At 61.7% G+C, this 18,689-nt stretch carries 17 protein-coding genes; 13 read left to right on the top strand and 4 right to left on the bottom strand.

Annotation, left to right across the window (positions count from 1 at the left end; translation table 11 throughout):
- Window positions 1-72: 72 nt before the first annotated feature.
- From V4T21_RS09075 to V4T21_RS09045, 7 genes are all read left to right on the top strand, one after another.
- A complete protein-coding gene (locus V4T21_RS09075) occupies window positions 73-720 on the top strand; it encodes a GntR family transcriptional regulator (protein WP_332715689.1) in 648 nt (215 codons plus the stop codon).
- Window positions 721-974: 254 nt separating this feature from the next.
- Window positions 975-2,753 carry a flavin-containing monooxygenase gene (locus V4T21_RS09070; protein WP_332715687.1) on the top strand — a complete coding sequence of 593 codons (1,779 nt, stop codon included), beginning with the start codon at window positions 975-977 and terminating at the stop codon, window positions 2,751-2,753.
- Window positions 2,754-2,806: 53 nt separating this feature from the next.
- On the top strand, window positions 2,807-3,625 hold the full coding sequence (locus V4T21_RS09065) for an SDR family NAD(P)-dependent oxidoreductase (protein WP_332715685.1): 819 nt from the start codon (window positions 2,807-2,809) through the stop codon (window positions 3,623-3,625).
- A 3-nt stretch (window positions 3,626-3,628) separates the two neighbouring features.
- The gene (locus V4T21_RS09060; RefSeq protein ID WP_332715684.1) at window positions 3,629-4,189 is read left to right on the top strand and encodes a carboxymuconolactone decarboxylase family protein; all 561 of its coding nucleotides are present in this window, start codon (window positions 3,629-3,631) and stop codon (window positions 4,187-4,189) included.
- Window positions 4,190-4,245: 56 nt separating this feature from the next.
- Complete coding sequence (locus V4T21_RS09055; RefSeq protein WP_332715839.1) at window positions 4,246-5,259, top strand: amidohydrolase family protein; 1,014 nt, start codon at window positions 4,246-4,248, stop codon at window positions 5,257-5,259.
- Between the two features lie 5 nt (window positions 5,260-5,264).
- Window positions 5,265-6,425, top strand: a complete 1,161-nt coding sequence (locus V4T21_RS09050) for a thiolase family protein (RefSeq protein WP_440589643.1) — start codon at window positions 5,265-5,267, stop codon at window positions 6,423-6,425.
- Between the two features lie 2 nt (window positions 6,426-6,427).
- Window positions 6,428-6,826: a Zn-ribbon domain-containing OB-fold protein gene (locus V4T21_RS09045; protein WP_332715680.1), complete on the top strand. Its 399-nt coding sequence runs from the start codon at window positions 6,428-6,430 to the stop codon at window positions 6,824-6,826.
- A 1-nt stretch (window position 6,827) separates the two neighbouring features.
- Here V4T21_RS09045 and V4T21_RS09040 read toward each other — a convergent pair whose 3' ends face one another.
- A complete protein-coding gene (locus V4T21_RS09040) occupies window positions 6,828-8,456 on the bottom strand; it encodes an MFS transporter (RefSeq protein WP_332715678.1) in 1,629 nt (542 codons plus the stop codon).
- Window positions 8,457-8,481: 25 nt separating this feature from the next.
- Complete coding sequence (locus tag V4T21_RS09035) at window positions 8,482-10,074, bottom strand: AMP-binding protein (RefSeq protein WP_332715675.1); 1,593 nt, start codon at window positions 10,072-10,074, stop codon at window positions 8,482-8,484.
- 205 nt (window positions 10,075-10,279) lie between these two features.
- On the opposite strand from V4T21_RS09035, the gene V4T21_RS09030 reads away from it, so the two are divergent.
- Window positions 10,280-11,206 carry a LysR family transcriptional regulator gene (locus V4T21_RS09030; protein ID WP_332715673.1) on the top strand — a complete coding sequence of 309 codons (927 nt, stop codon included), beginning with the start codon at window positions 10,280-10,282 and terminating at the stop codon, window positions 11,204-11,206.
- A gap of 12 nt (window positions 11,207-11,218) precedes the next feature.
- Here V4T21_RS09030 and V4T21_RS09025 read toward each other — a convergent pair whose 3' ends face one another.
- Complete coding sequence (locus V4T21_RS09025) at window positions 11,219-12,004, bottom strand: IclR family transcriptional regulator (protein WP_332715671.1); 786 nt, start codon at window positions 12,002-12,004, stop codon at window positions 11,219-11,221.
- Between the two features lie 482 nt (window positions 12,005-12,486).
- On the opposite strand from V4T21_RS09025, the gene V4T21_RS09020 reads away from it, so the two are divergent.
- The 4 genes from V4T21_RS09020 (at window position 12,487) to V4T21_RS09005 (ending at window position 16,464) form a co-directional block, all read left to right on the top strand.
- On the top strand, window positions 12,487-12,930 hold the full coding sequence (locus tag V4T21_RS09020; RefSeq protein ID WP_332715668.1) for a tripartite tricarboxylate transporter TctB family protein: 444 nt from the start codon (window positions 12,487-12,489) through the stop codon (window positions 12,928-12,930).
- Between the two features lie 34 nt (window positions 12,931-12,964).
- Complete coding sequence (locus V4T21_RS09015) at window positions 12,965-14,473, top strand: tripartite tricarboxylate transporter permease (protein WP_332715666.1); 1,509 nt, start codon at window positions 12,965-12,967, stop codon at window positions 14,471-14,473.
- A gap of 68 nt (window positions 14,474-14,541) precedes the next feature.
- On the top strand, window positions 14,542-15,645 hold the full coding sequence (locus V4T21_RS09010; protein WP_332715664.1) for a CapA family protein: 1,104 nt from the start codon (window positions 14,542-14,544) through the stop codon (window positions 15,643-15,645).
- A gap of 36 nt (window positions 15,646-15,681) precedes the next feature.
- Complete coding sequence (locus V4T21_RS09005) at window positions 15,682-16,464, top strand: SDR family NAD(P)-dependent oxidoreductase (protein WP_332715661.1); 783 nt, start codon at window positions 15,682-15,684, stop codon at window positions 16,462-16,464.
- A 60-nt stretch (window positions 16,465-16,524) separates the two neighbouring features.
- Here the strand turns inward: V4T21_RS09005 and V4T21_RS09000 are convergent, their stop codons facing one another.
- Window positions 16,525-17,514 carry a Bug family tripartite tricarboxylate transporter substrate binding protein gene (locus V4T21_RS09000; RefSeq protein WP_332715658.1) on the bottom strand — a complete coding sequence of 330 codons (990 nt, stop codon included), beginning with the start codon at window positions 17,512-17,514 and terminating at the stop codon, window positions 16,525-16,527.
- Between the two features lie 299 nt (window positions 17,515-17,813).
- Here V4T21_RS09000 and V4T21_RS08995 point away from each other — a divergent pair, with 299 nt between their 5' ends.
- Window positions 17,814-18,599 (top strand): SDR family NAD(P)-dependent oxidoreductase, encoded by a 786-nt coding sequence (locus V4T21_RS08995; protein WP_332715655.1) that lies wholly within the window; start codon window positions 17,814-17,816, stop codon window positions 18,597-18,599.
- Window positions 18,600-18,689 lie beyond the last annotated feature (90 nt).

The following is an 18,689-nucleotide window of genomic DNA, read 5'->3' as shown; positions in this document are numbered from 1 at the left end:
CGATAGAGGATCGATGGCCACCGCCGGTCAATTCCGCTAAAAGCTTGCTGGAGAGACGGGAGACGGCGGGGTATGGCCGAGAGCGGTAAACGCAAGATGTTGGGGCAGAGCGCCTATCAGGCCATCCTCGATTCCATCCGGAGCGGTGTATTCGCGCCGGGAGATCGCCTGCTCGAGGAAGAGGTCGCCGAACGGCTGGGCATGAGCCGGACGCCTGTGCGTGAAGCCATGGGTCGCTTGCAGGAAAAGGGATTGCTCCAGCCCGCGCCAGGCAGAGGCTTGGCCATTGCAAAACTGACCATGGAGCAGGTATTCGAGCTTTACGCCATGCGTGGAGAGCTCGAGGCGCTGGTGGCTAAGTTCGCCGCGCAACACGCGACCGAGGCGGAAATCGTTAACCTCGTCGAGCTCAATGTCCAGTTTGGCGCGGCGCGAACCCCTCAGGAGGCCGCCGGCGTCAACCGCGAGTTTCATGCCCGTCTTTACGATGCGGCCCGCAACAGGTATCTGCGCGCGGCGGTAGAGGATTTGCACGAGACCATTGCCGTCTTGCCCAGTACGACATTTGTTCAGAGTGATCGCATCTCGGTCGCTATGAGCGAGCATGGTGAAATACTGGATGCCATCGCGCGCCGTGACCAGGACCGCGCCGCCGTGACCGCCAAGGCCCATATTTCCGGGTCACTGGCCGTCCGACTTGCCATGGCGAGGACGGCTTAACCCGTCGTCAGGCGGTAATTCTTTGAATTGTTCGCAAAGACGAAAGCCGAAACGGCTTTGTACGTGCATGTTGGGCGCGATATTATTGCGCTAAGCGCAATAATCTTTCGCACGAAAAGACGTTTTCGTAACCGGTTCCATTCACTAGAATGCCCCTATGAATTGGCTGGTAGCGTCGATCCGCTGGGAGGCGGCGCGCACCGGCAAGGAAAGGCTGTGTTGCGGTAGGTGCAGCCGAACGGGGATTGATCTTTATGAACACCATAAGCCTTGCTCCAAAGGAGTCCGCTCTGGTTACGCCGACGACGGACAGCGAATGCGCTGCCCTTTGGCTCGAAGCGTTCGAGGGGGCGCTGCTGCGGAGCGACAGGCAGGCTTTGGGCAGGCTGTTCGCCGACGAGTGCCATTGGCGGGACCTGGTAGCCTTTACCTGGACCATTTCGACCCATGAGGGCAGGGGTGATATCATCGATCGGCTGCTCAAGGCGCAGCCGAAAATTCAAGCCTCCAGCTTTCGCCTCGCCGGCAAGCGCACGGCCCCCCGCCGCGTCAATCGCGCCGGTGCGCAGGTTATAGAAGCCATTTTCGAGTTCGAGACCGCATCCGGTCGCGGCAACGGGTTGCTGCGGTTGCCGACGGCCGATACCAGCAGGGCATGGGTGCTGCTGACTTCGCTCGATGAGATCAAGAACCATGAGGAGCCGATTGGCGAACGCCGTCCCACCGGCTCGGGCTACACCCGCATTTTCGGCGCTCAGAACTGGCAGGACAAGCGGACCGTGCAACAGGCCTTCGCCGACCGTGAGCCTGCGGTGCTCGTCGTCGGCGCGGGCCAGGCCGGTCTGGGCGTCGCGGCCCGGCTGAAGCTGCTCGGTGTCGATACGCTGGTCATCGAAAAGCACCCGCGCATCGGCGACAACTGGCGGTCCCGGTATCATTCGCTGACCTTGCACAATGAGGTGCAGCGCAATCACATGCCCTACATTCCCTTTCCGCCAAGCTGGCCTAAATTCCTGCCCAAGGACATGCTGGCCGGCTGGTTCGAGCATTACGCCTGGGCCATGGAACTCAACGTCTGGACAGGTACCGACCTTGTGGGCGGCGCGTATGACGAGGCCAGCGGCGCCTGGATCCTCCGCGTCCGACGCGAGGATGGCAGCGAGCGGCCCCTCCGGCCGCGGCATCTGGTTTTTGCCAATGGCCTGAGCGGTATCCCCCATCGCGTGACCCTTCCCGGCTTCGAGGACTTTTCCGGCGAGATCATTCATACCCACGACTATACCGATGGCTCGGCCTGGAAGGGCAAGAAGGCGCTGGTGCTGGGAACGGGCAGCAGCGGTCACGACGTGGCGCAGGATCTGCACAGCCACGGTGCCAACGTTTCGCTGGTGCAGCGCGGTTCGACCACCGTTGTCAGTCTCGAAAGCTCGCAGATCAACCATTCGCTCTATACCGAGGATTTCCCCCTCGAGGACAGCGACCTGATTTCGGCGGCCAATACCTATCCGTTGTTGATCCGCACCTATCAGGGCAACGTCAGGACGATGGTCGAGATCGACAAGGATCTAATCGCCGGCCTCAGGGCACGCGGGTTCAAGCTCGACATGGGCGAGGACGAGACCGGCCACCAGATGAAGCTCCGGCGGCGCGGCGGGGGCTATTATCTCAACGTCGGCTGCTCGGACCTCATCGTCGATGGCGAAATCGGGTTGATCCAGAACGAGGATATCGACCGCTTCGTCCAGCATGGTGCCCTGATGAAGGACGGCCGCGTCGAAAAGGCGGATCTGATCGTCACCGCCAGCGGCTACCTGCCCCCCCAGGAAGTGGTTCGCCAACTGCTCGGTAGAGATATTGCCGACCGTATCGGGCCCATATGGGGCGTCGCGCCGGATGGCGAGATGAACAACATGTACCGCGGCACCGCTCAAAAGGGATTGTGGTTCATGGGCGGTGGTCTTGCCCAGTGCCGGATTTATTCCAAGCCGCTGGCGCTCCAGATCAAGGCCATCGAAGAAGGCCTGATCGCCTGAGAACTGCCGTTTAAACGATAGGCGCGGGCAAGCCGCGCAAGGGAAGAGAACACATGCTCGATCTAAGAGGAAAAGTCGCATTCGTCACCGGGGCCGGTTCGGCCGGTGAAGGCTGGGGCAACGGCAAGGCCATCGCCGTCCTGCTGGCCCGGCAGGGCGCCACGGTGTTCGGCGTGGATCTCAACGCCGATGCCCTGCAATCGACCGCCGATGCGATGCAGGCCGAGGGGCTGGCCAACTGGACGTCGCGCATCTGCGACATGACCAATTCCGATCAGGTCAAGGCGGCCGTTGACGATTGCCTCGAACGGTTCGGGCGGATTGACATCCTCGTCAACAATGTGGGCGGCAGCGCGCCGGGCGACCCGGTGACCATGTCCGAGGATGTCTGGGAAACGCAGCTCGACCTCAACCTCAAGACCGCCTTTCTGGGCTGCAAGCACGTTTTGCCGGTCATGGAGCGGCAGTTCGAGGCAGAGGGCAAAGGCGGGTCGATCATCAATATGGCCAGCGTTGCTTGTCTGAGTTCGGCGGTTGGCGGTCGCGTTCATGTGGCCTATGCCGCATCCAAGGCGGGTGTGGTCGCGTTCACCCGCTCGACCGGCATCGCCTATGTAAAAAAGGGCATCCGGGTGAATGTCGTGATCCCCGGCACCATGCACACGCCGCTGGTCGAAAATCGCCTCATCAAACAGCTCAATCTCGACGACCCGGCGGCCTTCATTGCCAAGCGCCATGCGAGCGTCCCGATGGGCCGTATGGGCGACGCATGGGATATTGCCAATTCGGTGGTGTTTCTGGCCAGCGACGAAGCAAGCTATATCACCGCCACGCAACTGGTTGTGGATGGCGGGCTGACGGCGGCGCGGTAGGCCATGGCCAGGCTCGCCCTTCCAGCCGATGAGAAGATGACGCCCGACCAGCGTGCGGTTTGCGACGAAGTGGTGGCTGGCCGGCGCGGCAAGATTCCGTCACCGATGATCGCCTGGCTCCAGAACCCCGAATTTGCGCGCAGGGGCCAATTGCTCGGCGAGCATTTGCGGTTCGGGACGTCGCTCGAAACGAAGCTGGTCGAGCTGGCCACTCTCGTCTGTGCTCGCCACTGGAGTTCGCATCAGGTCTGGACCTCGCACAAAAAGCACGGACTGGCCGCCGGGCTGAGCGAGGACGTCATCGCAGCCATCGCCGCTCGTCGCCCACCGGTCCTGTCCGATGAACAAGAGCGAGTGGTATTCGAGACCACTGCGGTCCTGCTCGCCACCCACCGCCTTTTGGATGCCCAATACGCCGCCGCCGTCAACGTTCTGGGTGAGCCCGGCGTGGTGGAACTGGTCGGAATCGTGGGCTATTATTGTCTCGTTTCGCTTACCGCCAATGCCTTCGAGCTTGGCCTGCCCCAGAATGCAGCGCCTGAATTGGGGGAACCCGCACCGTGAGCGCATCGCCGCAACGCAGCCATATTGTCGTTCGTCCGGATTGGCTAGCGACCACGATGGAAGACATTCTCGACCCCGATCAGCCGATCGTGGACGCCCACCATCACCTGTTCGACCGTCCCGGCTGGCGTTACTTGCTCGACGAGATGGTTGAGGACGTCAACACGGGCCATGCCATTTGCGCCACCGTTTATGTGCAGGGTCGGGCCATGCTGCGGGCCGATGGACTCGAGGGGATGAAGCCCATCGGCGAAACCGAATTCGCCAACGGCATCGCCGCCATGAGCGCGAGCGGTTCATACGGCCCGGCGAGGATTTGCGCCGGCATCGTCGGCTTTGCTGATCTGCGGGCCGGCGACGCCGTCCGGCCGCTGCTTGAGGGCCACATCACCGCCGCCGGCGGCGGCCGTCCCGGCGAGGGCCGGTTCCGGGGCATCCGCCACATCGCCGTCTGGGACCGCGAGCCGGCCATGATCAATCCGGCCTACCGGCCGACCGAGGATATGCTCGACAGCCCCGCGTTTCGCGCCGGCTTCGCGCAACTGGCTCCCCTGGGGCTCACCTTCGATGCCTGGCTGCTCTTCCATCAGCTGCCGCGCCTTGCGGCTCTGGCCCGCACCTTTCCCGAAACGCCGATCGTCGTCGACCATTGCGGCGGCATCGCCGGCATCGGTCCCTATGCCGGCAAGCGCGACGAGGTCTTTGCTGTCTGGTCCGCCGGAATCAAGGAGCTTGCATCTTGCGTCAATGTAATGGTGAAACTGGGCGGCTTGGGCATGAGCCTTTCCGGATTCGGCTTCGAGAAGGGCGTGCGGGCACCGTCGTCGGAAGAGCTGGCTTTGGCATGGAGGCCCTGGATGGAAACGGTCATCGAGGCTTTCGGCGCCAGCCGCTGCATGTTCGAAAGCAATTTCCCGATGGACAAGGGCAGCTACAGCTATGCCGTGGGATGGAATGGAATGAAGCGGATTGCGGCGGGTGTCAGTCCCGATGAAAAAGACGACCTGTTCTGGCGTTCCGCGTCGCGGTTCTATCGGCTCGGACTTGATGCCCAGCAGGAAGATCGATGACTGCAATGGCCCAAGCCGGTCTTATTGTCGGTGCATACGAACATCCCATCCGATCCGCGCCCGATAAATCGGTAGCGCAACTGCACGCCGAGGCAGCCGCCGGCGCGCTGCGCGATGCCGGGCTGACCCGTGAGGATGTCGATGGCTATTTCTGCTCGGGCGATGCGCCAGGGGGCGTATTGTCCATGGCCAATCACCTCAACCTCAACCTGCGATATTTCGACTCGCTCGATGTCGGCGGGTGCTCGCTCATCGCCCAGGTAGCGCAGGCCGCCGCCGCCATTGCCATGGGCAAGTGCAATGTCGCCCTCATCACTCAGGCCGGCCGGCCCAAGGCCGCCGGCATCCGCACCGGCACCAAAAAGATCGTCAAGGACGATACGGCCCCGGACCTGCCCTGGGAACTGCCCTGTGCCGTGCCCAACGTCGCCAATTATGCCTTGGTGGCGGCGCGCCATTTCCACGAATTCGGCACCACCAGCGAACAGCTTGCCTGGGTCAAGGTCGCGGCATCCCATCATGCCCAGCACAATCCCCATGCCGTGCTGCGCAATGTGGTGACGGTCGAGGACGTCCTGGCTTCACCTCTGGTTTCCGATCCACTCCATCGCCTCGATTGCTGCCTTATCACTGATGGCGGCGGGGCGATCGTGCTGGCCCGGCCCGAGATCGCGGCCAAACTCAACCGGCCAAAAATCGCCATCCGTGGCGCGGGCATGGCATTGGGCCATCAGGAGTCCGGCGCCATCGACCTTACCTATTCAGGCGCCCGTCAGTCGGGCCACGACGCGTTCACCGCTGCCGGCGTCACGCCTGCCGACATCAAATATGCCTCGATCTACGACAGCTTCACCATAACCGTGGTGGTCCAGCTCGAAGATCTGGGCTTTTGCGAAAAGGGCCGGGGCGGGGCCTTCGTCGCCGATGGCAATCTGATCGCCAATGTCGGCCGACTCCCTGTTAATACCGATGGCGGTGGCCTGTGCAACAACCATCCGGCAAATCGGGGAGGGATCACCAGAATGGTCGAAGCGGTCCGTCAGCTGCGCGGCGAAGCCAATGGCCCCGTGCAGGTCCCCGATTGCGACCTGGCCTGCGTCCACGGCACCGGCGGTCACCTTGCCACCCGCCACGCCAGCGCCACCCTAGTTCTGGAGCGGCTCTAGCCATGACCGGCAATCGCATCGTTCCCGGCCCGTCGCCCGATCCGGAGACGCTGCCCTTCTGGGAGGCCGCCGCGCGCGACCGGTTCGTCCTGCCCAAGTGCAACCAATGCGGCCGGGTTCACTGGTATCCGCGCGGAACCTGCCCCTTCTGCCTGTCCTCCGACATCGAATGGGTGGCCAGCGAGGGGCTGGGGGTCATCTATTCGTGCACGGTGTTCCGCCGCGCGGACCCACCCTATGTCGTGGCCTATGTCGAGCTCGACGAAGGGCTGCGGCTGCTGACCAATATCGTCGCGGACGATCCCGAACAAACGGCCATCGGCCAGAAGGTCAAGGTCGTTTTCCTGCCCGCTTCGGGCGCCTCGCCCCAAAAGGTGCCGTTCTTTACGCCCATCCCCTAAGTCATGGCAGATCGGTCACCCCCAGATTGGCGGTGTGCGCGTCGGGGCGCCTGAGGGTCTCTTGGAGAACGCGCCTGATCCGGGGCGGTTCATCGCCGGTATGCAGGCGTCTGATCTGGTCGGTGAGGCCGGTGTCGGCCTGCGTCATGCGCTTGCTGTAGCGGACATAGTCGAGCCAGGTCGGAAAGGCATAGCTCTCGGTCCACACCGTGGCGTTTTCGATATCGTGTACGAGCATCCAGTGCCGCGCGCCATCGCGCCGTTTTATGCGCCGCCGCTCCACCATCAACTCCAGGAAGGCCGGTACGTTTCCGGCCGAAACCACATAGTCGATCTTGATGATCACGGGGCCGCTGCGCGGGGTGAGCGCCCATGCCGGCTTGGGCTCGGTCCAGCGGTTGCTCGGGTCGAGATCTGCCGAGGACAGGGCCGGCAGCGCCAGCCGTCCCACCCCGATGGCGGCGCCGGCCAGCATGGACGCGGCGGCGATGGCCAGCGCGTATTCGGGGCCAAGCGCCTCGGCGGTCACCCCCCACGTCCAGGCGCCGAGGGCCTGCCCGCCGAACACGGCGGTCTGGTAAAGCGACAGCGCCCGCCCCACCACCCAGCGCGGCGTCGACAGCTGGACGCTGATATTGAACATGGAAAGCGCAATGACCCAGCAGGCGCCGCCCACCACCAGCGCCAGAAACATCAGCCACGCCCAGGGGACGAGTGCCAGCATGAGCGCGCAGGCCGCAAAGCCCAGGAAGGCGAGCCGGGCCGCCCATTCGGTCGAATATCGGGCGCGCAGATGGCCGCTGACCAGCGCGCCGCACACGGCCCCGATGCCGAACGCGGCGAAGAGCATTCCATAGAGCAGCGCATCGCCATCGAGCATGTCCCGGGCGACGATCGGCAGCAGCGCCAGCACCGAAATCACCGAGAAGCCGAAGACGAATGAGCGCAGCAATATCGCCTGGATATTGGGCGACATGGCCACGTAGCGGAGCCCGGCGGTCATCGCCGGCAGCAGGGCCTCGCGCGGCAGCGCCGTGGCCCGCTCCGGCGCCTTCCAGCGCCAAAGCACGAAAAACAGCGGGATGTAGCTCAGCGCGTTGACCATGAACGCCATGGCCGCGCCAAAGCCGGCCACGATCGCGCCCCCCACCGCCGGGCCGACGCCGCGCGTGATGTTGAACCCCAGCCCGTTGAGGGCGATGGCCGCCGGCAGGTCGGATTTGGGAACCATCTCGGCCAGCGAGGCCTGCCAGGACGGATTGTTCAGCGCCAGCCCGCAGCCGATCAGGAACGTGAAGGCCAGCAGCAGCCAGGGCGTCATGAGGCCCCCATAGGTGGCGACGGCCAGCAGCGCGGACACCGCGAACATGAACAACTGGGCGAGCAGCATCACCGTCCGCCGGTTGAAATTGTCGGCGATCGCGCCCGAAAGCAGCGAGAACAGCATGATGGGCAGGGTGGCCGCCGCCTGCACCAGCGTCACCATGTCCGCCGTTCCGGCAATGACCGCCATCATCCAGCCCGCACCGACAGTCTGGATCAGGCCACCGAAATTCGACGCCAGGTTCGCCAGCCATACGGATCGAAAGATCGAATGCCTGAAGGGCTGTAGCGCTTGGGGGGTTCTCATTTCGAAGGCAGTCGTGTCCCCGGATTCAGTGGACCTTTTCGAGGTCCGTTGCGCGATTGCGAAGCGATTGATCGGTCCGCAATGCCGCCTTGGAAACCTTGTGGGTCGGCGTATAGGGCAATTCGGGGACAAACGCGATGAAGCGCGGCACCTTCATCGCGGCCAGCCGCTGGCGGCACCAATCGGCGATCTCTTCAGCTTCCACCGTCGCGCCTGCCTTGCGCACGATGGCGACCAGGATTTCGTCCTCGCCCAGTTCGGCGGGAACGGCGATGGCAGCCGCTTCATAGACCGCTGGATGTTCGCCGATAACCCGGTCGAGCTCCGCCCCGGAGATGTTTTCGCCGCGCCGGCGGATGATGTCCTTCTTGCGCGAGACGAAATAGAAAAAGCCGTCATGGTCCCGGCGCACCAGATCGCCGGTGGTGAACCAGCCGTCCCGGAATGCGGCGGCGGTGTGCTCGGGGTCCTTGAAATAGCCCTGCATGAGGGTAGGGGTCTTGAGCCAGAGCTCGCCGACTTCGCCGCTGGGCAGGTCGTTGCCATCGTCATCGACCACCCGCGCCTGCGTCCACGGACGGGACGCGTCGGGATGGGTTGCCGGAACGCCGATGCTGCCGGGCTTTTTGGGGCCGTCCAAGGGATTGCAGACCACGCCAGGACACTCGGTCATGCCGAACCCCGTGACCAGTTGGGGCACCTCGAACTCTTCTCGGAACGTGCGCGTAAAGGCCTCGCGAACGCCATAGACCACCCGCAATTTGTGATCCGACCGGAATTCGGAGCGCGGGCGCTTCTGAAGGATGTTGCCGACCGCTTCGATGATGTTGACTTGGGTGGACTGCGTTTCGACCACGCTGTCCCAGAATGTGCTTGCCGAAAAGCGCGGCAGAATCGTGCCGCTCGCGCCGGCGGCAAAGATTGATCCTATGGAATAAAAAAGCGCGTTTACGTGGAAGAACGGCAGAATGGTCAGGACCTTGTCGTCGGGTTGCAAGCCGGTGCGGCCCGACGACACTTCGGCGCAAGTCACATAGGTGCGTTGGGAGTGCATCACCCCTTTGGGCAATCCGGTCGTCCCGGACGTATAGATGATGAGGCAGGTGTCGTCGGGCGTTCCTGCAGGCTCCTGCCGGGTATCTGCCTTCGCCTCGGCATCGAACGCCATGGCGGGATCGGGCGATCCGTCCGTTTGCAGCAGCCAAGGCTCGAGGCCAGCGGCCTTCAGCGCGGCGCCAACCGTCTCCAGATTTACTTCGGCGACGACCACGCCGCTTACCGCGGCATGGCCGAGAATGTAGGTCAACTCGGAAACGCCGAAACTTGGATTTAAAGGAACCATGGCGGCGCCCAGCCGGGCGAGCGCAAAAAGGAGTACCACATGGGCATCGCTGTTGGCCGCAACAATGGCGACACGGTCGCCCTGGCCGACGCCTCGCATGTGCAATAGCGCCTCTACCCGCTCGACTTCTTCTGCGAAACCGACCCAGGAATAGTGCCGGTCACCAAATCGCAGCAGTGGCCGGCTTGGATCGACTGAAACGCGGCTTTCAAACAGCGACCACAGAGTGTTCTGGTGCGCGGGATAGAGATTCAGAACGTCCAGCGGCTTTAGCATTTTTCCTCCCATCCTCGCTCAAGGTCGCACAAGGCGTAGCTTCGCCTTTCATACTAAGGGGAGGTGATCGCGGCTTCAATCGAACAAAGGTCTTTATTGTTGCGCAGAACGCCAAAGTCCTTGCCGTATATCGAGTGAATATGCAAAGAATTCCGCGTTGAGCCCTGTATTATGGCATTTGGCGCAATGAAGGAGCGTGTTCCTGATGGATGAGCTGGCCAATATCAAGACCTTCATCGACGTTATCGAATGCGGCAGCTTTTCCGCCGCCGCCCGGCGCAAGGACACTACAGTCAGCTCCGTAGCCCGGCAGGTCAAGGCGCTGGAAGACGACCTTGGCGTCAGGCTCCTCAACCGGACGACGCGAAGCAATTCGCTCACCGAAGCCGGCGAAAACTTTTATGAGCGAGCGCGGTTCCTGGTGGCCGAACTTCGCTCGGCCAAGCAGGAAGCTTCGTCCTTCCAGACGACTGTAAAGGGTCTGCTGCGGGTCTGTCTCCGCGTTTCCCCCAGCCGGATAATCCTGCCGGCCATTCCAAAGTTCCTGGAAGACCATCCGGGGCTGGTCATCGAGATCATGCTCAGCGACGAGCGGCTCGATCTGGTTGCCAACAAAATTGATGTGGCCGTCTGGCTTGGACACCTTGAGGATTCTCGCACGGTCGCCCGCCGGCTGACCCCGAGCAGACGTGTAGTCTGCGCGACTCCCGCGTATTTGGCCAAGCATGGCGTGCCTAACAACCCACAGGATCTGGCTGATCACAACTGCCTTCTGTACCAGGGTTCAATCTACGAAGACTTCTGGCGCTTTACTCGGGACGACGAGCAGATCGACGTCACGGTGAGCGGAAATTTGCGCACCAATTCAAGCTTGGTTCTGCTCTCATCGGTAACGGGAGGCATGGGGCTGGCGGTCTTGCAGGAATATACGGTACGGGCGGCGCTCGCCGATGGCACGCTGGAACGTGTCCTTCACGAATATGAAGTCAGTCCGACCGAAATGGACACCGGGGTCTACGCTGTCTATCCCCACGCCAGGGGCATTACCCGCAAGAGTCGTGCTTTTATCGATTTCCTGGCCGAACTCTTCCGGAATGGAGAGGTCGAGGGACGCCACGGCGCATGGCCATAAGCGCTCACGTCTTTAGCCCAGATCGTCTTCGCTTGCGTCTGTCGTCTGGAGCAGGTTCATTTCGCCGCCCAACTGGAAGGAAATGGCGCCCGCGGCAGCGACGGCCTTGCCGATCAGTTCGGCTTCCTTTGCCTGTACGCGGAAGCTGGGTCCGCCCACCGACAGGCAATAATGAACTTCGTCCTTGATGTCGTAGATGGGAGCAGAGATCGCAGAGACGCCCGGAAGACGCTCACCATGCGACGTCGCGTAGCCCACTTCCCGGATGCGGGCCAGTTCCTCGTTGATTAGCTTTGCGGTGCGCCCGCTGGTTTTGGCGACTTCCTCGACCAGCGGCTGAGCCTGGGTTTCGGGCATGTTGGCGATCAGCACCTTGGTCGCCGAGCCGGCATTAAGTGGCACATGTTCACCCGGTTGAACTACGCTGCGCAGGGGAGACGAGGCTGTGACCGAGTCGAGGCAAACGCGTTCCTTGCCCACAATCATGTGGATGGAACAGGTTTCGCCCGTTGATTCAGCCAGTTCGGTCAGCACCGGTCCTGCGATGTCGCGGATGCCCATAGTGCTCATCACCAGTCCCGCTAGACGCACAAAACGGAACGAGAGGCAGTAACTGAGATTTTCCAGCTTCACGATGTAGCCGGCTTTTTCGAGACTGTGCACGATCCGAAACGTGGTGGATTTCGGCAGGTCTATTCGGTTGGCGATTTCCTGTAGGGTAAGGCTTGGGCGGTCGGCGCTGAAGCTTTCGAAAATAGCCAGAATTCGTTGAACGGATCTCATCATGTCGTTGCGCAAGGCGTAGTATCTTTCGTTATTTCCCCGCGAGCGTAGGGGTAGAATCAATGATCGGCTTTGCAATCCGGCGGCGCGTGAGCCGCCGTATAGGGCTTAAATGTCCGGCACTTTCGATATCCTCCTCGACTAGAGATACGATGTTGTGATCGGCTATGCCAGCGTTTGCGCTCGGTTTTTCGTGGTTTCGGTCATGGCCAGCGTGCTGCATCCAAATCTTTTCAACCGACCAAGCACACTTCAATCCTAACAGCGCTTCTCATAAAAATGGAACCGGTATTGATTATCGGAACTGATAGTGTTACCGAATTGTGCAGTTTACCGGGTTGAGCTTGGAGGGTTCGATCCGTCGGCATGGGTTCGGGAAAGCCAGTCGTCCTCGGAAAAATCTCGCTAGCGGGATCGGACGGTGGGCTTGGCAGAAATCATGAGTGCCTTCAGGCAAAATTGCCTGATGACTGCGGCCCCGCCGCGAGGGAGGAAACATGGATAGATATGATTTGCGCGACATAATCGGCGGAATCGCGGTGATTCTGACGGGCGCATTTTTCGCGTTCAACAGTACCAACTACAGCCTGGGCACGCTGCAAAATATGGGAGCGGGCATGTTTCCGCTCATCCTTTCTGTATGCTTCGTGATTCTGGGGGTGGCGATCCTGATCCCTGCCTTCTTGCGGGCCGGCGACGCTATCGAGGTGAAGCTGAGGGACCCAGCTATCGTCACGGCCAGCATCGTCGCCTTCGCGCTCGTGCTCGATTATGTCGGCGTCGTGCTCGCGGTCATGTTGTCCATTCTCATCGCCGGCTTGGCGGTCAAGCTCAACTGGCTCTGGAGAGTGGTTCTCGCTCTTGTCGTCGCCGCCTTCACCTATGTGCTCTTCGTGCGGCTTCTGGGAATGAATATCCCCGTCTGGCCCCGCCTCTATTGATGCGGCCGGTGAACGAAATCTAAGGCGACCTCACATGGAAATCCTCGATAATCTTGTTCTCGGTCTGGCCACCAGTCTTCAGCCGACCGTTCTGCTCTACTGCCTACTAGGCGTGTTCCTGGGCACCTTTATCGGCGTCCTGCCGGGCATCGGCCCGCTGGCGGCAATCTCGATGCTGCTGCCGATCACCTACCATATCGACCCTACATCCGCGATCGTGATGCTCGCCGGGGTGTATTATGGGTCCGAATACGGGGGCTCGACGGCGTCGATCCTGCTCAATATGCCAGGCTCCACAGCCAACGCGGTTACGTGCCTCGATGGTTATCCGATGACGCAGCAGGGCCGTGCTGGCGTTGCCCTCTTTACCACCGCCGCGGGTTCGTTGGTTGGAGGGCTGGTGAGCCTTATAGCGCTCATCCTGTGCGCCCCGATCATCGTTTCGGTCGCCCTGAGCTTTGGCGCCGCCGAATATTGCGCGCTCATGGTCTTCGGTCTGGTCGCTTCCTCTGCCGTCACGGTGGGGTCGCCGCTCAAGGGGCTTTCCATGGTGGTCTTCGGCCTGCTTTTGTCCACGGTCGGCATCGACACCAATACAGGCATTGCCCGTTTCGATTTTGGCCATATCTTCCTCTACGACGGGATCAGCCTTGTGGTGATCGCGGTGGGTGTATTCGGCGTCACAGAAGTGATGAAGCATATTTCTTCCTCCGAGCACGCCACACCCAATGACAAGATCACGCTCAGATCAATGATCCCCACCAAGGACGACGTGCGGCGCAGCGGCATGCCGATGGCGCGCGGCTCGGCGATCGGCGTCGTCCTGGGTGCGCTTCCAGGCGTCGGGCCCACCCTGGCTTCTTATCTCTCCTATGCCGTCGAAAAGCGTGTCTCCAAGGACCCTTCTCGCTTCGGCAAGGGGGCGATCGAGGGCATTGCCTCGCCGGAAGCCTCCAACAACGCCGCGGCCCAGTCAGCCTTTATTCCCACCCTGACTTTGGGTGTTCCGGGCAGCGCCACCATGGCCGTCATGATGGGGGCACTGATCATTCACGGCATCCAGCCCGGCCCGATGATGATGACCCAGGAGCCGGCGATTTTCTGGGGACTGGTGATGAGCTTCCTCATCGGCAATATCCTGCTGGTGATCCTCAACATCCCCATGATCGGTATCTGGGTCTCCATGCTGCGGATTCCGCCCGCTGTGCTGTTCCCGGCCATCCTCGTGTTTATCCTTTTCGGTGTGTACAGCGTTCATAACAACGAGATGGACGTGCTGCTCGTGGCCCTGGTTGGCCTGATGGGATACGGAATGTATCTGCTGCGCTTCGAGCCTGCCCCGCTGCTCCTGGGCCTCGTTCTGGGACCCCTGCTCGAGCAGAATTTCCGGCGGGCGATGCTGCTCTCGCGCGGCGATCTCGCGACCTTCATCGAGCGCCCGATCAGCCTCGGCATCCTGCTGGTCACCTCAGTGATTTTGATTTGGACTCTGACCTCGTTCATCAAGTCCAGGCGCAGCCGTCCGGTTGAAGCTCTTTCCTGACATCGGCGGCACCCAACGGGTGCCGCCCGACCATTTCCATTTCGAATATTCATCTTATGGAGGCGCCGATGGCTGCGACTGTATTGATTGGTGGGGATTGCGGCCCGGCTCATGGCCCCAATGACGGTTTCCCGGTCGAAAGCTATACCGAACTGATCGTTCCCACGCTGCGGCAGGCCGATTTTCGCCTCGTCAATTGCATGCGCACCTATTCGCCCAAGACCACGGACGATACCGATTCACCGCAGGTGGCGCAGCCCATCGGCATGGCCGATCTCTATACCAACGCCGGTTTTGACGGCGTGACCATGGCCAATAACCACGCCTATGATAGTGGTCCCGAAGCCATGGTCGATACGGTCGATTTGTTTCGTTCGCGCGGCATTCAGGTGACCGGTGCCGGACGGGATTTTCTGGATGCGTCCCGTCCGGTCATTCTGGAAAAGGATGGCATGCGCATCGGCTATCTTGGGTGCACATCGGTCGGCAAGGCGGACGCTGGCGACGGAAAGCCCGGCGTCTTCAACGTGAAGGTAGACGTTATCTACGAGCACCGTGGCGCCCACGCCCCGGTCCGCATCCGCACCGCGCCCGAGCAGCAGGGTCTGGATCGGCTGCTCGAAACGGTGCGCAAGGTGCGCGCCGAGGTCGATCATCTGGTCGTGGCCTATCATTCCGGCGTGATCCGGCTTCCGCGTGTCATTGCCGATTATCAGATTGCCGTGACGCATGCGCTGATCGACGCCGGTGCCGACATGATCGTCTGCCACGCCCCCCATATCCCCAAGGGCATCGAGGTCTATAACGGCAAGGCCATATTTTACAGCCTCGGCGTGTTCGCCATGACCAAGCCCAACGCCGCTGATGGCTGGCGCGAGCCGGCCTGGGCTCACGGCGCGATCCGCAACCACATGGACCTCGATCCCGATTATCCCTTCATGCCTTATGGCACAGATACCAAATATGCCTTGCTGGCCAAGGCGACGTTCGGCGCCACGGGCATCGAGCGCGTGTCGTTCCTGCCGATTCATATCGATGGCCAGTACCGTCCCAGGGCGCTCCAGGCCAGCGAACCGCTGTTCAAGGAAGTGCTCGACTACATCGAATGGGCCTCCGTCGACTTGCCACATGCCTTCAGCGTGGAAGGCGATGAAGTTATAGTCACGGCGTAAGCGACGTCGCTTTCGCAGACGTACGGGGGAAGGTTAATGGATTTGGGTCTGGCCGGAAGGGTGTCTCTGGTGACCGCCTCGAGCGGCGGCATCGGCCTTAGCGTCGCCAGGGCGCTTGCAGACGAAGGGTCAGACATCGTTCTGTTCGCGCGTTCCGCTGACAAGCTTGCCGCGCTCGCAGACAGCTTGCGTGCCGAGACCGGCGTGCGGGTGCTGGCGGTGGCCGGTAATATGACCGAACGGGTCGATGTCATTGGCTTGTTCCAGGATATCGACGCCACTTTCGGCCGGCTCGATGTGGTGGTTCTCAACACCGGGCGTCCGCCCGCCCCCTTGCGCTCCGCGTTAGGCGAAGACGAAAAGGCCCGCTGGGACCAATCCTACGAAACGCTGCTGGCCGGTGTCGTTCAGGTCAGCCAAATGGCCTGCCCGCTGATGGCCCGCAACGGTTGGGGCAGGGTCGTAGCGATCACCTCCGCGTCGGTGTCGCTGCCCATGCCTCACCACGCTCTTTCGACAGTGTTCCGGTCGGGCGTCGAGGCGTTCATGCGGCATTTATCGAGCGAAGTCGGCGCCGACGGCATCACCGTCAACTGCATCGCGCCGGCGCTTATCGATTCATCCCATCGTCAGGGAAAGACAGCCTACACGCCCCAGGAGGCGACCCGCCGTTTGGGGATGACGGCGCTTGGACGGCTGGGCACGCATGCCGAGCTGGCAGGCGTCGTGTGTTTTGTCGCCTCCACGCAGGCCGGATTTGTGACCGGCGAAACCATACGCGTCGATGGCGGCATGGCTTCCTTCGCACTACATCGCTAAGTCGGCCGCACGAAAAAACGGGGCGATGTCTCGCCCCGCCGCTCGTCATTTATCGCTCTCTTAGTTCGCGAAGGTAAAGCCCGTGGCCTCGCGGAAGTCGATCCAGGTTTGGGTGTCGTTCCGCATGAAGTCCAGCGCTTCGGCCGCCGTCCGGGTTTCGGGAATAAAGCCCTTGCTGCCCAAATATTCCTGTGCCGCGTCGGAGGACGAAATCCTGTTCAGGGCTTCATTGACCTGGTCGACGATCTCCTGGGGCGTGCCGTTGGGGGCCACGATCACGTAATAGGTATAGGGATCGAGAGCGTCCAGATCGTAGCCTCCCAGTTCCGAGAGAGTGGGAACGTCCGGCAGCAACGGCGAGCGTGTGTCGCCGCTGATGGCCAGGCCGCGCACTTGTCCACCCTGGATCGAGGGCAGGGCGCCATCGATTGGGCCGACGCCGAACTGTGCCTCGCCCTGGATGATAGCTGTCATGATCTGCGTCGATCCCTCGTAGGGGATATGGACCATATCGATCCCGACACGTGACTTCAAAAGTTCGATCTGCAAATTGCTGGCCGAGCCCAGGCCCGAAGAGCCGTAGTTTAGCTCGTTGGGATGTTCCTCGGCGTAGCTGATGAACTCTTCCATCGTGTTGACCGACAGGCCGGGCGTCGTAACGAAGATGCCCGGCGTGGTGGCGAGCAGCGCCACGGGCTGGAAATCGGTCAAGGGGTCATAGGGAAGGTCGTCGCGGACACCGGGACCCTGCGAAAGAGCGCTGGCCGTCGCGACCATCAGTGTGTAACCGTCGGGCCGCGCACTCGTAAGCTGGCTGATCGCCACGTATTGCGAGGCTCCGGGAGCGTTTTTCACCACCACGGGCTGTCCAAGCTCGCTTTCCAGCTGCATCGCATAATAGCGCGCAATCGTGTCCGTGGCGCTGCCGGCGGCAAAGCCCAGCACAAGGTCAATGGGGCGTTCCGGATAGCTCTGCGCCGTTGCGGCCGTCGGGGTCGCAGCGAGGCCCGTGACCAGCGCGGCCAGCAGTAGCAGTGGCTTCTTTGTCATTCTTTCCTCTCCCTTTCGAAATTGGCTGTTGCATAGGCAGCAACAGCTTGCGGCAATTCTCCCCGCGTAGCCACGATAACACGATATATAGAAAATGGAACACATTTCATTCATTGGCACGATTTTGCAATTCGGAGCGATGGTTTCGATGAATGATCAAAGTTCTGATAGTCGAAACTTTCTCTTTACATCAGGACTGTATCGCTTATCCTCCCCGCCAGCGTCTGCCTCGCATTCGGGGGCGGTCAGGGCGTTGGCTGGGCTCCGGGGCTCATCGCGCGAATTTTGAGGAGGATTACATGCGTTTAACGGATAGGGTGGCGCTGGTTACAGGGGCGGCATCGGGAATTGGCAAGGCCGCGGCGGAGCGGTTCGCCCGGGAAGGTGCCCTGGTGGTGATCGCCGATCTGAACGAAGATCGAATTGGCGCGACCGTAGATGAGATCCAGACCGCGGGTGGTCACGCGGTCGGCCGGGTCATGGACGTCTCCAATCGCGATCAGGTCCAGGAGGTCGTCGCCAAGATCGTGGAGGCCCACGGCCAGCTCGACATCCTTATCAACAATGCCGGCATTTCCCGCTACCGTCCGTTTCCGTCCATGACTGGCGAGGATTGGGACCCGGTTCTCAATGTCGACCTCAAGGGCGTGTTTTTCTGTGCTCAAGCGGCTGCGGCGTACATGAAGGACAGGCGTTACGGCCGTATCGTCAACATTTCGTCGGCCTTGGGAACCGGAGCGGCCCCACACGGAACCGGCGGTTCGCCAGGCGGCAGCGCCGCTTATGCCGCCGCCAAGGCGGGCGTCATCATGCTGACCAAGACGCTCGCGCGCGAACTCGGTCCTTATGACGTGACCGCCAATTGTGTCGCCCCCGGAACGTTCCTGACCGGAATTTCATCGACGACCCGTAGTCCCGAGGAAGTGCAGGAGCACCTCGAGCATCGCAAGCGGACCGTGGTGCTTGGGCGCCTGGGCACGCTTGAAGAGCTGTGCGGCTCTATCCTGTTTTTTGCTTCGGACGACTCCAGTTACGTGACGGGCCAGACATTGTTCGTGGACGGCGGTCGTACCGATCGCATGTAGCGGCGGCAAGCAGCTCTTTTAGGCCCGGGCGCGCGCCTGGGCCAACGGCCTTTCCATTTAAACCCTTGACCAGCCCCGGCCCCCTCCGTG

The sequence above is a fragment of the Pelagibacterium mangrovi genome, from assembly GCF_036662815.1.
Lineage (GTDB): Bacteria > Pseudomonadota > Alphaproteobacteria > Rhizobiales > Devosiaceae > Pelagibacterium > Pelagibacterium mangrovi.
This window is presented reverse-complemented; position numbering and strand designations above follow the sequence as displayed.